The organism is Bradyrhizobium sp. CSA112, assembly GCF_029051645.1.
Taxonomy (GTDB): domain Bacteria; phylum Pseudomonadota; class Alphaproteobacteria; order Rhizobiales; family Xanthobacteraceae; genus Bradyrhizobium.
In genome coordinates, this window is the sequence record NZ_JAACFS010000027.1 from 49,684 (window position 1) to 63,934 (window position 14,251).

The 14,251-nt window shown below is 63.5% G+C and carries 4 protein-coding genes; all 4 read left to right on the top strand.

The window, feature by feature from the left end; translation table 11 throughout:
• Positions 1-79: 79 nt before the first annotated feature.
• A complete protein-coding gene (locus GWE18_RS30680; RefSeq protein WP_275189461.1) occupies positions 80-11,650 on the top strand; it encodes a filamentous haemagglutinin family protein in 11,571 nt (3,856 codons plus the stop codon).
• 268 nt (positions 11,651-11,918) lie between these two features.
• A complete protein-coding gene (locus GWE18_RS30685) occupies positions 11,919-12,611 on the top strand; it encodes a secretin and TonB N-terminal domain-containing protein (protein ID WP_275189462.1) in 693 nt (230 codons plus the stop codon).
• Positions 12,612-12,631: 20 nt separating this feature from the next.
• On the top strand, positions 12,632-13,153 hold the full coding sequence (locus GWE18_RS30690) for a sigma-70 family RNA polymerase sigma factor (protein WP_275189463.1): 522 nt from the start codon (positions 12,632-12,634) through the stop codon (positions 13,151-13,153).
• Between the two features lie 8 nt (positions 13,154-13,161).
• Positions 13,162-14,145 (top strand): FecR domain-containing protein, encoded by a 984-nt coding sequence (locus GWE18_RS30695; RefSeq protein WP_275189464.1) that lies wholly within the window; start codon positions 13,162-13,164, stop codon positions 14,143-14,145.
• The last annotated feature ends 106 nt before the right edge of the window (positions 14,146-14,251 follow it).

Consider the following 14,251-nt stretch of genomic DNA (forward strand, 5'->3'; position numbering starts at 1 on the left):
AGTGTCCCTGATGTCCCACAACCCGTCTTCCGCCCGCACTCGCTTGTTCCTGCATCGGGCCTTGCTCGCGAGTGTCAGCATGGCGGCGCTGCTGGCCGGTCCGCAGGCTTACGGGCGTCCGTTGGGTGGAAATACGCCGATGCCGTCGCAGGCAGCGCAATCGGCATCGCAAGAGGCGTCGCGGGCCGCGCAGCAGGCGGCTAATTCGCTCAGGCGGGCCACGCAATCCATTCAGGCCATGCAGGCGGCGCAGCAGGCCGCCCGTAATCTCGCTCGGACCGCGCCAAGCACCGTGCAAAACGGCCTGCAGACCGGTGGTCTGGTGGTGATGCCGAACGCGACGCCAGGCGCGACCAACGGCGGTGCAGGATTATGGCGGGGCGCCAATCTGCCGACCGAGGCGAAGAATGGAGGTCGCACCCAGGTCACGGTCAAGCAGAACCAGCAGAAGGCGATCCTGACCTGGAAGGAATTCAACGTCGGCCGTGAGACGGATCTTTATTTCGACCAGCGCGCCGGCGGTGCTGATGCCAAGAACTGGATCGCGCTGAACCGTGTGGATCCCAGCGCCGCTCCGAGCCAGATCCTCGGCTCCATCAAGGCCGAGGGGCAGGTCTACGTCATCAACCGCAACGGCATCGTCTTTGGTGGCGCGAGCCAGGTCAACGTCCATACGCTGGTTGCTTCGAGCTTGAGTCTTTCCAATGCGCAGTTCATGGCGGGGATCAACAAGGAGCTCTATGTTTTCAACGATGGGTCCGGCAATGGCATCATCGCGATGCCCCAATTCGGCTATCTCGGACAGCAGAAACCCGTAGACGGTAAAGCCATCACCGACCCCGCCCAGATACCGCGCACGGTGATCGGCGATGCGTCGGGTGATGTGCGGGTGGAGGGCGGCGCGCAGATTACGACAGCGAGCGGCGGCAAGGCGATGCTGTTCGCGCCGCGCGTCGTCAATTCAGGGCAGATTTTGGCGCCGGATGGCCAGGTGATCATGGCTGCCGGCGAGCAGATCTATCTCAGGACCAGCACCGCGTGGCCTGATCCCGTTACCAGCAAGAGCACTTTTCGCGGCCTTGATGTCGCGGCGTCATCGCCAATGCCCTGGATGTTCTCCTATGCTCAAGGGGCGCTTGAGAACGATGACTTCAGTCGAGATGTAAAAAATATTGTTTTTGCCGAGATGGAGACGCGCGCGGCCTCCATCGGTTATCGCGTGGTGAACAACGGCATCGTCCAGGCCGATCATGGCAACATCACCCTGACCGCCCGCGATGTCTTCCAGAATGGCGCGCTGCTGGCGTCGACTGCGCTCAACAACCGTGACGGCTCAATCCGCCTGCAAGGCTTTGGCCAGGGCATGGGATGTTATTCGAGTTCGTTCTGCGATCCGTCCGCTGGAATTTTGTGGTACTGGAGGACTGGCACGGTGACGTTGGCGCCGGGCAGTGTGACGGCAGTCATGCCGGATCTTTCCGATACCAGCGAGATCGAGCTGACATCGACGGGCACGCGCTATAGACCGGGCCGCGTCGAATTGCGCGGCAATCTCATCAATATCGAACGCGAAGCGAACGTCATTGCTCCCGCCGGCACCATCAGCGCGGTGGCGAGCACCGATGGGTGGGCTACCGATGAGCCCATCTCCGGTGAGAAAAAGCACGATGGCAGCCGGATCCATATCGGGGAGGACGCCTATCTCAGCGTTGCCGGATTGCAGGACATTTTGATCGCGATGGAGCGCAATGTCGTTGAAGCCGAGTTGCGCATCAACGAGCTACGCGATTCACCGCTCTTCAAGGATTCCTGGCTGCGAGGACAGAAGATCTATGTTGATCGGCGCGCGAGCGGGACGTTTTCCGATGGTCTGATGTCCGGTGTGCGATGGCTGACAGACGAGAACGGCAATTACATTCCTGGAGCCTGGCAGGGAACGCCGCTTGCCGATGTGTCGGCGTGGGTCGGTGTGGGCAAGACAAATGTCGCCGAACTGTCGACGCAGGGCGGTTCGATCACCCTGAAGTCGGCCGGCTCACTGATCACGCGGCCGGGCTCGCTCCTCGATGTCTCGGGCGGCTCTGTTCGCTATACGGATGGCTGGATCAAAACGACCAGGCTGATCGGCGCCGATGGGCGCATCTACGACATCGGACAAGCCAGACCCGATCAGGCCTACGTGGCTTTCGCCGGCGGCTTCACCCGCTCGCACGACCGCTGGGACATCACAGAGACCTGGACGAGCCCGCTCGGCAGGACGGGCGGTCGCTACGAGCGCGGCTACACGGAGGGCCGCAAGGCCGGTTCCATCCAGTTCTATGCGGCCCAAGGCGTCGTGCTCGAAGGCAGCTATTGGGGCGGCACCGTCGTTGGCGAGCGCCAGGCCGCCTCGGGCAAGCTGGCGCAGGCTGGTACACTGGCTTTTGGCGACAACGGCGATGATGCAAAGCAATGGTTGCTTGGCAACCTGATCATATCGAACAGCCCAGTTCAATTGCCGGCAGACTTCAGCGCGACCACGCCGCTCACATCTTTCTGGTATAGCGGCACCAGCGACCCTTCAACGAACGACGACTCATTCCTGCGCCGCACGACCTATCTCGATCCCGATGCTCTGGGTGCGGCGGGCTTCGGCAAGATTGACCTTTATGTCTCGAAGAGCTTCACGCTCGAGAAGGGCACGGCCCTCGAGCTGGCGCCGGGCAGCTCGTTTACGGTTCAAGCCAACACCGTGAACGCCTACACCCAGGATTTCAGGGTCGACGGCGTCATCCGCGCCGCCGGCGGCAGCGTCAAGCTCAATCTGGCGGAGAACGTGTATTTTGGCTCCGGCGCCGCCATCGACGTCAGCGGTCAATGGGTCAATCAACGGACGGACGCCGCAACGTTATCGGCGCCGGTCATCGGCGGCGGCAGCATCGAGGTCATGAATGCACGGTTCGAGCCGGGCGCCATCCTCGATGTCTCCGGCGGCGGCTGGTACCGATTGCAGAAGGGCAAGTACGAGCTGCGGGTAGGGGACGCAGGCGCGATCAATTTTACCGACATCGACGCTGCGGAAGTCTTGAAGGCTGATCTGCGCAGCTATACGGCCGGGTCGGGCGGCAGCCTTACCTTGACCACGGGCTCGTCTCTCCAGATCGGGGGCGCGGCTTCGGCGCCCGCGGGCACCGTCCGTCTGGCGGAGACACTGTACTCCGAGCTCGGTTTCCGTTCGGTTCAGATCACCTCGCGCGGCGACATTACCATTGCGGACGGGGCCACCATCAGACAACTCCCGCGCAGCGTCGACGTGACGGATGCCGCCCGCTTCGAGTCGGCCACGTCGATTGCCGACATGGGCCCGCCTGTCGTGCTGCCGTTGTCGCAGCGCGCAGACCTCGCGCCGACGTCGCTCTCGCTCACGGGCCGCAATGTGACGATCGGGGCCGGGGCCACGGTTGCGACCGATGTCGGCGGCAGCATCACCCTTGCGGCTCACAGCAATACGGCCGGCGGCGCGATCAAGATCGACGGCCGGCTGGAGGCGCTGGCCGGAAGGATCAGCGTCGCGGCAGCGTCAGGGACGGTCATTGTCGGCGGCACAGCGGCGCTCGTGGCGAACGGCGTGCCGCGCATCGAAGCGAATGGCCGCGGACAGCGGGATGGCGTTGTGCTCGGCGGCGGCTCGGTGACCTTCGATACGGGTTCTATCGTTCTGGAATCGGGTTCGCTGATCGATGTCTCGGGCGCCAGCGGGGAGATCGACGTGCCTGCGGGCGGGACGCTCGGATCACAGCGGAACGTGCCGGTCACGCTTGCCAGCAACGGCGGCTCCATTTCGGTCAAGGGCCAGGGACTGATTGATGGAACATGGCGCGGGCAAGCCGGTGGCAGCGGCGCGCGCGGCGGTGCCGTATCGTTGTCCACCACGACGACGCCACTGATCCTGTCCGACAGCGCGGCTGCACAAGCCGGGTTGATCTTCCGCCCGTCCATCCTTCAATCGTCGGGTTTCGCCGATCTCACTCTCAACGCAAGCGGCAGCTCCGTTCGGCTCGGCGGCGTCGACCTCACGATGAAGGGCTCGATCTCGATCGGCGGCGCGCTGGTCAATGGCAGCGGCGCTGATTCACGTCTGTCAGCATCGTACATTTCGCTGTACGGAACATCTGCCGCCGCCCCCGCGTCGAGCGGCAAGCTGACACTCGCCGCCACCGTGATCGACGTCAAGGAGGTGGCCATCCGCGGCTTCGCGCAGGCGGTCCTGGAAGCGACCGATATTCGGCTCACCCCCTACAGTGTGGGACAGCCGGCTTCGCTCGACATGGCCGGCGTTCTGGTCTTGAGGGCAGCTCAAATCTATCCGGCCTCGCAGACGAGCGCGACGATCAAGGCGAGCGAGAAGATCATCGTGCAGCAGAAAGGCGCCGCTGGTGTGGCGCTCTCGGCAGGCGGCTCCTTGACCCTGCAGGCTCCGGTGATTGAGCAGAGCGGCACCCTGCGTGCACCCTTTGGCCAGATTGTTCTGAAGGCCACCGACAAGTTGACCCTTGGCGCGGGCAGCGTCACCTCTGTGACCGGCGACGGTCTGATTCTGCCCTACGGCAACCTCAGCAACAACGAGAACTGGACCCTGCCCACCGGTAGCGGCCTGCCGCCCATTATCACAAGCCCACCGGAGAAGCGCATCACGCTCGACGCCCCGAGTGTCGATCTTGTGGCCGGATCCGTTGTCGATATTCGCGGCGGCGGCGATCTCCATGTCTGGGAGCATGTGACGGGACCCGGCGGCTCGCATGACGTGCTGACGCGTCCGGGAATGTACGCGATCATGCCGGCGCTGGGCCCGGTGACGGCGATCGGTGAGCGCATCTGGCTCGCCGGCGACTGGTACACGCTTCTGCCGGCACGCTACGCGTTGCTGCCGGGCGCCTATGCCGTCCAGATGGTGAGCGGCTCACAAGGCGCGTCGCTTTCGGGGGCCGTGGGCTTGGCAGACGGCTCCGCGGTCATGACGGGCTATCGCGGCAATGCTCTCGACGGCAGTCACGATCAGTTGCCGTCGTCCTGGCGCGTGATGTCGGGCGACGTCGTCCGCAAGTACAGCGAGTACAACGAAGCCTACGCCAATACGTTCTTTGCCTCCGACGCTTTCAAGCTGACGCAGTATCGCCTGACCGGAAAGGAGATCGTCACGCCAAGGCTGGCCATGGATGGCGGCGCGGTGGTGTTCAAGGCGACGCAGGAACTGATCCTGAACGGGCAATTGCGCTCGCAGGCGGTGGCCGGTGGCCGCGGTGGATTGGTGGATATCGCGGCGGAGAAGATCGCGGTGGTCGGGGCGGAGCAGGATGCAGGGGCTCTGCGCACCGACGGCTATCTCGTGCTCGACGCCACCAGCCTGTCGAATTTTGGCGCCGGCAGTCTCTTGCTCGGCGGCACGCGCAGCGGCGATACACGCGGCTTGCGGGTGGACGTAGCTGCCAACGATATCATCGTGCGCAACAGCAGCAGCTCGGCGTTGACCGGGCCGGAGATCATCCTGGCCGCCAGCGAGACGATCGACATCGGCGCAGGCAGCGTCATCGCCGCGCGCGGTGAAGCGCCAAGCGGCGCGGGCGATCTCGTGGTGGCGCCGCAAGTGATCAGCGACAACGGCACGCCATCGCGGGACTGGGGCGCGCTGATCCGGCTGTCCAACGGTGATGCGGTGCGCGTGATCCGCGAGAACGTGGACCTTGCCGCCGGCGGCGTGGTCACGATCGGCGCGGGAGCAACGCTTGCGGGCGGCAAATCGCTGCTGATCGACGCCACGCGCAACACCTATATGAGACCTGGCGCACAGCTTTCGGGCGCAACCTTGTCGGTCGCTTCCGGCCGCATCGGCTTTGGCGGCGGCAGCGGCCTGGTGCTTGATCAGGCGGCGTTGGCCATGCTGCGCAACACGCAGAATCTGGTCTTGCGCAGCTATACAAGCATCGACTTCCACAATGCCGTGGATTTGTCCGGCCTGCGTGCGGTGACCTTCGATGCTGCAGTTCTCGCCGGCTACGGCACGAATAGTATCGATGTCGTCGCCAACCGGCTGGTGCTGGAGAATTCGACGAGCACCTTCAGCGAGCCGACAGGCGCCGGTCATGGCCGCTTGAATCTCGTCGCGGAGGAATTGGCTTTCGGTCAGGGCGCCAAGGCGCTGCGCGGATTCGATACGGTGGTATTGACCGGCACGACGCGCATCGTCGGCGAAGGCAACGGCTCGCTCGATGCCGGCAATGCTGCAGTGACGTTGTTCACGCCGCTTCTCACCGGTCGTGGCGGCGCCGGGCAATCGCTGACGACGACTGGCGGGCTCACCGTCGCGGCGTATGGGACAACCGCACCGGCGCGTGACCAGGACAGCCTCGGCGCACGCTGGAGCTTGACCGGCGGTTCTGTCGTCTTCGGCGGGCGCGCCGATGCACTGGGCGGTGCTGTTGAGCTGACCGCCACGCATGGCGATGTGATCCTGACGGAGGGCGCGCTGATCGATGTCGGCGGCTTCAGCAAGCAATTCTTCGATGTCGCGGAGTATACTGATGCAGGGCGCATCGCGCTGACCGCTTTCGGCGGCTCCGTGCGAATGCGTACGGGCGCTGTGCTCGACCTCGCCGCGCAGCCGGGCGGCGGCGGCGCGGGTTCGCTCGCCATCACATCGGATGGCAGCCAGTTGGTGCTCGACGGCACGATCAGGGCGCAGGCCGCGGCCGGCCAGCGTGGCGGCTCGTTCTCACTCGACGTCGCGCAACTGTCGAACTTCGCGGCGCTGAACCAGCGCCTGAACGAGGCGGGCTTCTCCAAGTCGCGCGGGTTTCGCATCCGCACCGGTGACATCACGGTGGACGGCACGACGGTGACTGAGTCGTTCACGTTGGCTGCAGACCACGGCCGCGTGACCATTGCCGGCGCGATCGATGCGCGCGCCCGCTACGGCGGCTCTATCGCCATCTATGGCGGCAATGGGCTCACCATGACCAACACCGCCGTGCTGCGGGCTGGCGCCACCGACAGCGCGGATCACCTCGGCTCCGGCCGCGTGACGCTCGGCATCTCGGACGGCACGCTTGCGGTTCAGGGCGGCGTGATCGACGTGGCGGGCGGCGAGGGCGGCAAGGTTACCCTGCGTGCGCCGGTGATCGTGCAGCCGGGCGCTGACACCGTGAACGTTAGCTTCGCCGGCAGCATTGCCGGCGCGCGCGAGATCGTGCTCGAGGGCTTCAAGCGGTTTGATCTCGCCAGTCTTGCGAGCAACCCCAACTTTGTCGGGGTGAAGATCAACGGCAGTGGCCAGGCCGAGCTCGATCTCGCCGCCACGGCTGTCGGCAAGCTCAACGTGCTGGCCGATTACGGCGCCGGCACGCTGGTCGAGTTCGTGCGCGATTTCGACATCTCGGCCGCCTACGGCGCGCTCGGCGGCCTGGCGAGCCAGTCGAATTTCCACGCCCGTCCCGGTATGCAGCTCAATTACGCCGGCGACATCGTGCTCAAGTCGAACTGGAATCTCGGCGCCGGCATCGTCGATGAAGCGGGCGCGCGTGCTGCCGGAGTCATGGGCTTCGATGCCATCCTCAATAAATCCTATTTGGTGGCAGGCCGCAAAGCTGACCTGCTCACCAATCACACGACGATGGTCTACCGCACCCAGGGCAGCATCTTCGGCGAACCGGGTGTGCTTTCGCTGCGCGCCGGCGGCGATCTCGTGCTCGAAGGCAGCATCACCGACGGCTTCTTCCAGTTCGCCGATCCACTCGACAAGGATTATCTCGCCAAGGCGAACTGGATCAAAGCCAACTACACGTTGCTGCTCAACGGCGGCTTCAACAGCGGCGGCGGCAATACCGCGCTGCTGAGCTGGAGCGACTACCTAAGAACTAACGCGAACCTGCCGCCGGCCTTTCTCGCATTGGGCTTTGGGTTAAATACCTCCGACTATTACATTCATAGCCGGGAGGAAATCTTTGCCGCGCAACTCAACATCCCATACAGCGCCGCTGCAAATTCGCCCGCGGCCAGGGGAACACTGCCGGGCAACGCCGGCGATCCCCTGCGTTACGCGGAACTGTTCCCGGCCGTCACCAAACCCGGCGGCGAGGCGCTCGCGCCGGCCTCCTGGAGCTACGCGCTGATTGCGGGCGCAGCGCCGTCCCTGCAAAGCGCCAGTCCGATGCAGCGCTCGGCCGGCGCGGCCGGCAGCATCGTTCTGAAGGAGCAGGCGAGCTTTAGCTACACGCTCAATCCATCCGATATCGTCGGCACGATACGGGTCGATGTTGTCCCGGCCTTCAGCACAATATTGGACCCGCCAGCGCCGTCGCCGGCGAACGACTGGGACAACGACACCAAGCTGCTCACGGATTGGCTTAGCTGGATGCTGGAGCCGAACCGCTACGCCGGTCTTTGGAACGGGGGCAGTCTTCGCAGCGACGGGACCGTCGCCCTCGTACTGGGTTCGGCAAGCATCAAGGATCAAGAAGAGCCCAAGCTCCCGGCGAATTCGGGCAGCGTAGGGCTCCGCAGCCTGTGGGAAGCGTTTTCAGCCGGCCGTGGCCTGAAGGCATATAATGCGAGCTCCCCGAGCCTTTCGGCGGACTACAAGATCTACGAGGGTGGTACGGGTGGCTACCATATCGTCATGCCGCTTTCGACCTTGCAATTGTTCTTCAGCGAGAAGATCGCCTGCTCCGCTTGCGCGGCCAATCGCGCCACCATCCTCTCGACCTACACATTGCCAAGCTCGGGCAGCGCGGGCAGGCCGGCGACGCAACACATCACCACACGGCCGACGACCCTCGTGCGCAGCGGCACGGGCGATGTAAGCCTGGCCGCCAATGGCGATGTCCGGCTCGACGGCCAGGCTTCGATCTATTCGGCCGGGCGCCGGGATCTTGCGGTCTATAATGACTTCACGACCGCGCCAGCGAATGCCGTCTACGGCGTTGGTGGTGGTCATGTCGACGTCACGGCGGGCGGTAATATCAGCGTCAAGCTTCCGGAAGACCGCACGCAGATGCAGCATTATGTGGAATGGCTGCAACGACAGGGCACGGCGGGCAAGGACGGTGTATTCAGCCCCACCGAGCAAAGCTCCTGGTGGGTGGATTATGCCAATTTCCAGCGCGGCATCGGTGCGCTCGGCGGCGGCAATGTCGCAATCAGCGCCGGCGGCGATCTCGACAATCTGACGGTGGCGCTGCCGACCAACGGGCGCGTGCGCGGCGGGCGAACCGCCGACGAGCGCAAGCTCCTCGAAATGCGCAATGGCGGCGCCATGACGGTTACGGCCGGCGGCAGCGTCCGCGCCGGCTACTATCACATCGGTCGCGGCGCCGGCACGATCGAGGCCGGCAATTTTGCGGTCGGCCGCATCGTCATCCGCAATGATAGGGGCAGCTATGTGAGCGCCTATCCGATCGCGCCCATCCTGTCCCTGGGCGACGCCACATTGGACGTGAGCACCGCCGGCGACCTCCTCTTGCAGACGGTGCTCGACCCCCTGCTCCTCGGCAAGGGCGTGCCTAATGAGAAATCTTACATGAGCGGCCTGACGGACCGCTCGGCGCTGAGCCTCACCTCGGTCGGCGGCGACGTCACCCTGGTCGGCCAGACGAAGTATCTGTCAAAGGATCTCACCTATGTCACCGACCGGGAGGACCGGAGCTACGAAAAAGTCAATGACTATGCCGCCAATCTCTATCCGTCGAAGACGCTTATCACGGCCCTGAATGGATCGGTGCAAAACCGCGCCGTCATGAACGTGATGCCCGGTACCAATCCGGAGTTGCGCATCCTTGCGGGCAACGACGTCATGCCGGGCTCGATTGTGATGGGGCGGGGGGTGCTTGACCTGATGCCCTCGCCGTTCATGCCGAAGGCCGCCACCGGCTCGGGTAACGAGGTCAATCTCGGCGCCGTCCTTTTTAGCGACATCATCGGCCCCAGCGTGGACGATTATGAGCCGAGCCGCATCTATGCGCGGGAGGGCACGATCTTCATCGGCGACGTATATGCGAATGAGCAGACCTGGTTCCGGGCCGGCAAGGATATCCGCGATATCAACTATCGCTTGCGTAACCTGCATGCGACGGACGTCTCGTTGCTCGAAGCCGGCAACGACATCATCGGCGGCACCAGGCAGATCGGCTCGGTTCTGGGCGGCACGCGCTATGGCGGGCAGGTTGAAATATTGGGGCCGGGCGCGCTCGTGCTCTCGGCGGGACGCGATGTCTACGGCACCGATCTTGTGATCTACAGCCGTGGAAATCAGAGCTACGACGCGAACAACCGCGTCATTCCCGGCACCAGGATCGCGGGTCTTCCCGACCAGGGCGCATCGATCACCGTGATGGCAGGGTTGAAGGGCAAGCAGCCGTCCTACGAGGCCTTCATGACCGCCTATCTCGATCCGGCGAATGTCGCGGCCATGCCGGACTATCTCAAGACGACGCTGCCCGATGGCACGGTGGTGCCACTCTATCTCACCGACGCCTTCGAGACCCGCAAGAGCGGTAACGTAAAGTCGATGCGCAACGGCCTCGTCTCCTTCGTTGAGGAGATGACCGGCGAAAAGCTGTCGCCACTCGACGCCTGGACGCGGTTCAAGACGCTGCCGCAATTCACGCAAGAGCGCTTCCTGCGCCAGGTCTACATGCAAGAGCTGCGCGAGGCGGGGTCGGACCAGAAATCGCCCGGCGAAGACGGTCAGCCACGCAATGTCGGCTATAACCGTGGCTATGCAGCGATCGAAAAGCTGTTCCCCGGCCAGGACTGGAAGGGCGACGTCACGATGGGCAATGCGCTGTTCCGCACCATGGCGGGTGGCGACATCGAGGTGCTGACGCCGGGTGGCGGTTTGCAGGTTGCAGCGTTGGGTACGGACCCAGGTGCGGGCTACGGCCTGGTCACCCTCGGTTATGGCGACATCAACATCTTTGCCCGCAACAACGTCGTTGTGAACCGCTCGCGCATCCTGACTTTCGCCGGCGGCGACGAGACGATCTGGTCGACCTTGGGGGACATAGATGCCGGACGCGGCGCCAAGACGACGCGTGTGCCGTCGGCGCCGGAGATCCAGACCGACGCCGATACGGTGACGAAGGTGCTGGAGAAGGCCGACATCTCCGGCAGCGGCATCGGCACGATCGTCGGCTTCACCGGCGTCGAGGAGGGTGACGTCCATCTGATCGCGCCGCAGGGCACCGTCAATGCCGGCGATGCTGGCGTACGGGTCAGCGGCAATCTCAATATTGCGGCCCTCTTTGTGCTGAATGCGAACAATTTCCAGGTCTCAGGTGAAGTCAAAGGTTTGCCGGCGAAGGAGAGTTCGATCACTCCCTTGAAGCTCGAGGGCGGCGACGCCAGCCAGAAGGCGGCTACCGACGCGGCGAAGGATGTAACGCAATCCGGTGCAGGCCAGCAGGCTTCCATCATCATCGTCGAGGTGCTCGGCTTCGGCGGCGGCGGTGGCGACGCTCCGGTCAATCAAGACGAGCAGCAGGAGCGGCGAGGCGGTGTGAATGAGCAACGGACTCAAAATCCGGACAGCGCCTACCAGGTTCTAGGCGCTGGACAAATGACGGCGGACGAGGCCAGGCAGGTGATAGCCGAGCGCCGTCGCGTTTCCGGACAGCGATGAGGCGCGAAAGAAAGCCAGAATTGCTTTCGCGCGTCGAAAGAAGGGAGAACGCGTTGGTTCTATCGCTATAACGCAGCTCAACTCTGGCGTGCAGGCGCCGCGTCCTGGATGTCGCATTTGCTCGCCGCAATCGAGATCGCGGCGTGTCGTGAAACTGTAATATCGTGTCTTTAACGTCCGCCGCATTCGTCGGCGTTGGGATGCATGTGCCGGCGTTCAACTTGGATCGTCAGCGGCCAGACTGTCGGTGCAATTCCGAAGCTATTACTTGAGTCAGGCGTATGCGCTCATCGCCGCGCAGACCCGGAGCAGTTGGTTGTGCCGTGCGTCGGCTTTCGGTCTTGGGTTGGTATTAGCCATCAGTACAGCGTTCGCACAGGATGGCCGGACCGACTTCGACATTCCGGCGCAGCCTTTGGCGAGCGCTCTCGTTCAGTTTGCAGACAAAACCGGCATGGCCGCATTAATCGATGGTGAACTGGCGAGTGGGCTGCAATCCTCTCCGGTCAAGGGCCAAGTATCACCGCCGAATGCCTTACGCATTCTGCTCGCTGGAACAGGTCTTTCGATTCGTTACGCCGGGGCCAATGCCTTTACCGTGGGCATCGCGACGCCGAAGGAAAGGGCGGCGCGTCCACGCGATGGGCGTAGCGCCGATTATGGCGTCTATTTTTCGCAGGTACAAAGCATTCTCGAACGCACGCTCTGCCGCAACGATGACATTCGTCTGGGCCAAAATCGTGCGGCGTTTCAGATCTGGGTCGGAGACAGCGGCGCCGTTCAAGCGCTGCATTTTCTGGGTTCGACGGGGGACGAAACCCGGGATGCGATGATCACAGGCGCGCTGATGAAAGCCAGTGTCGCGCCGCCGCCACACGACTTGCCGCAGCCGCTCACTGTCATCCTGCAACCGAAGACATCAGGTCGAAGTTGCGCCGAATCGTCCGGTCAGCATCCATGACGGAGCCGCCGAGCGTGCACATGCGCGCTGTCCTCGAGTCCGGCTACCGAAGATTCCAGGAACGTCTTCGCCGCCGCTTGGGCTCCGATGCCCTCGCAACCGAAGTTCTGCACGAGACCTGGCTGCGGGTCGGCCGTATGGGCGACGTCGGGTTGGTGCAGCGCCCGGAATCCTATCTCTTCCGCGTGGCGCTCAATGTTGCTGCGGATCGCAGGGAGGCTCACAGCCGCAAGCTGAGTGCGGCCGAAATCGAGACCTTGCGTCACATGATGGACGAGGTGCTCGATCCCGAGCGCATCGCCACGGCGCGGGCGGAAATGGCGGCGCTCGAAGGCGCGCTGAATGAATTGACGCCCCGCCGCAAGGCCATCTTCGTGCTCGCACGCGTTAGCGAAATGAAGCACGAGGACATCGCATTACGGTTTGGGATTTCGGCCCGGATGGTCGAAAAGGAGCTGCTCCATGCGCTGCGCCACTGTTCGCAGCGTTTGGACAGAAAGATGATCCGAAGGTTCGGTCCTGGCGCTCAGAAACGGTCTTAAGGGGTGGGATGAGCGAGGACGGGCCGACCATGAATGCCGATCGCAAGATGCTTGAGCGCGAAGCACAGGAATGGCTGATCCGGCTGACTTCGGGCAGGGCCACGCCTGCCGACGCGCAGGCGCTCAAGCGTTGGTGTGCCCAAAGTAGAGCACACGCAGAAGCCTTCGCCGAAGCCAATTTGCTGTGGGAGAATCTGGGTCCGGTGGCGCATCGCTTGCCGAACGCGGACGTCTCGGGCCATGCCAATTCCAATCGACCGTTCGTCGGAAGACGTACGTTCCTGGGCGGAGCCGCAGCGGCATCGATCGCCGCCGTCGGTTACCTGGCGGTGCGCCCCCCGCTGGATCTGTGGCTGTCGGCTTATGAACTTGCCGCCGACTACCGCACGAAAACCGGGGAACGGCGGCGGATATCGGTTGCGAACGGAGTCTCGATCGATCTGAACACGCGAAGCAGTCTCAACGTCCGTCAGGAAGGCAACGAAGAGCGACTGGAACTCGTCTCGGGAGAGGCTGCGATCGCGACAGCACAGAAACTTCCCGTGCCACTCACCATCGCTGCCGCGGGCGGACAGATTCACGCGACCGACGCTCAGTACAATCTTCGGTGTGACGGACCGCGGGCAATCGTGACCTGTTATCGTGGTTCGGTCGGTATCGACTATTCGGGACAATCCGTCACCCTGCGCGAAGGGCATCAAATCTCCTATGCGAACGGTGTGCTGGATGCCGCGGCTACCGTCGATCCAACCGTGGTGATGGCGTGGCGCGAAGGACAACTCGTGTTTCGACAAATGCCCCTGTCACAGGTCGTGTATGAGGTCAACCGGTACAGATCGGGACGCATCATCCTGATGAACGAAGCGCTCGGCCGCCGTCTCGTCGAGGCACGGATTCCGCTTGACCAGATTGACGAACTGATCGTCTTGGTCCGCGAGGCCTATGGCGCGCAGATAACGTTGCTTCCCGGCGGGGTTGTGGTCCTCTCCTGAACACGGCCTTGGAGCGCGAGACCTACCGGTTGCCCCATTTCTCATGAATTTTTTGTGACGCGGTTCAGTCCTTCGGCTCCTTAATCGGTCTTAGGGGCAACAACGA

Bases quoted from the DNA above. Each gene is read 5' to 3' on its own strand.
- GWE18_RS30680 (WP_275189461.1), top strand. From the start codon at position 80: ATGGCGGCGCTGCTGGCCGGTCCGCAGGCTTACGGGCGTCCGTTGGGT.
- GWE18_RS30690 (WP_275189463.1), top strand. From the start codon at position 12,632: ATGCGCGCTGTCCTCGAGTCCGGCTACCGAAGATTCCAGGAACGTCTT.
- GWE18_RS30695 (WP_275189464.1), top strand. From the start codon at position 13,162: ATGAGCGAGGACGGGCCGACCATGAATGCCGATCGCAAGATGCTTGAG.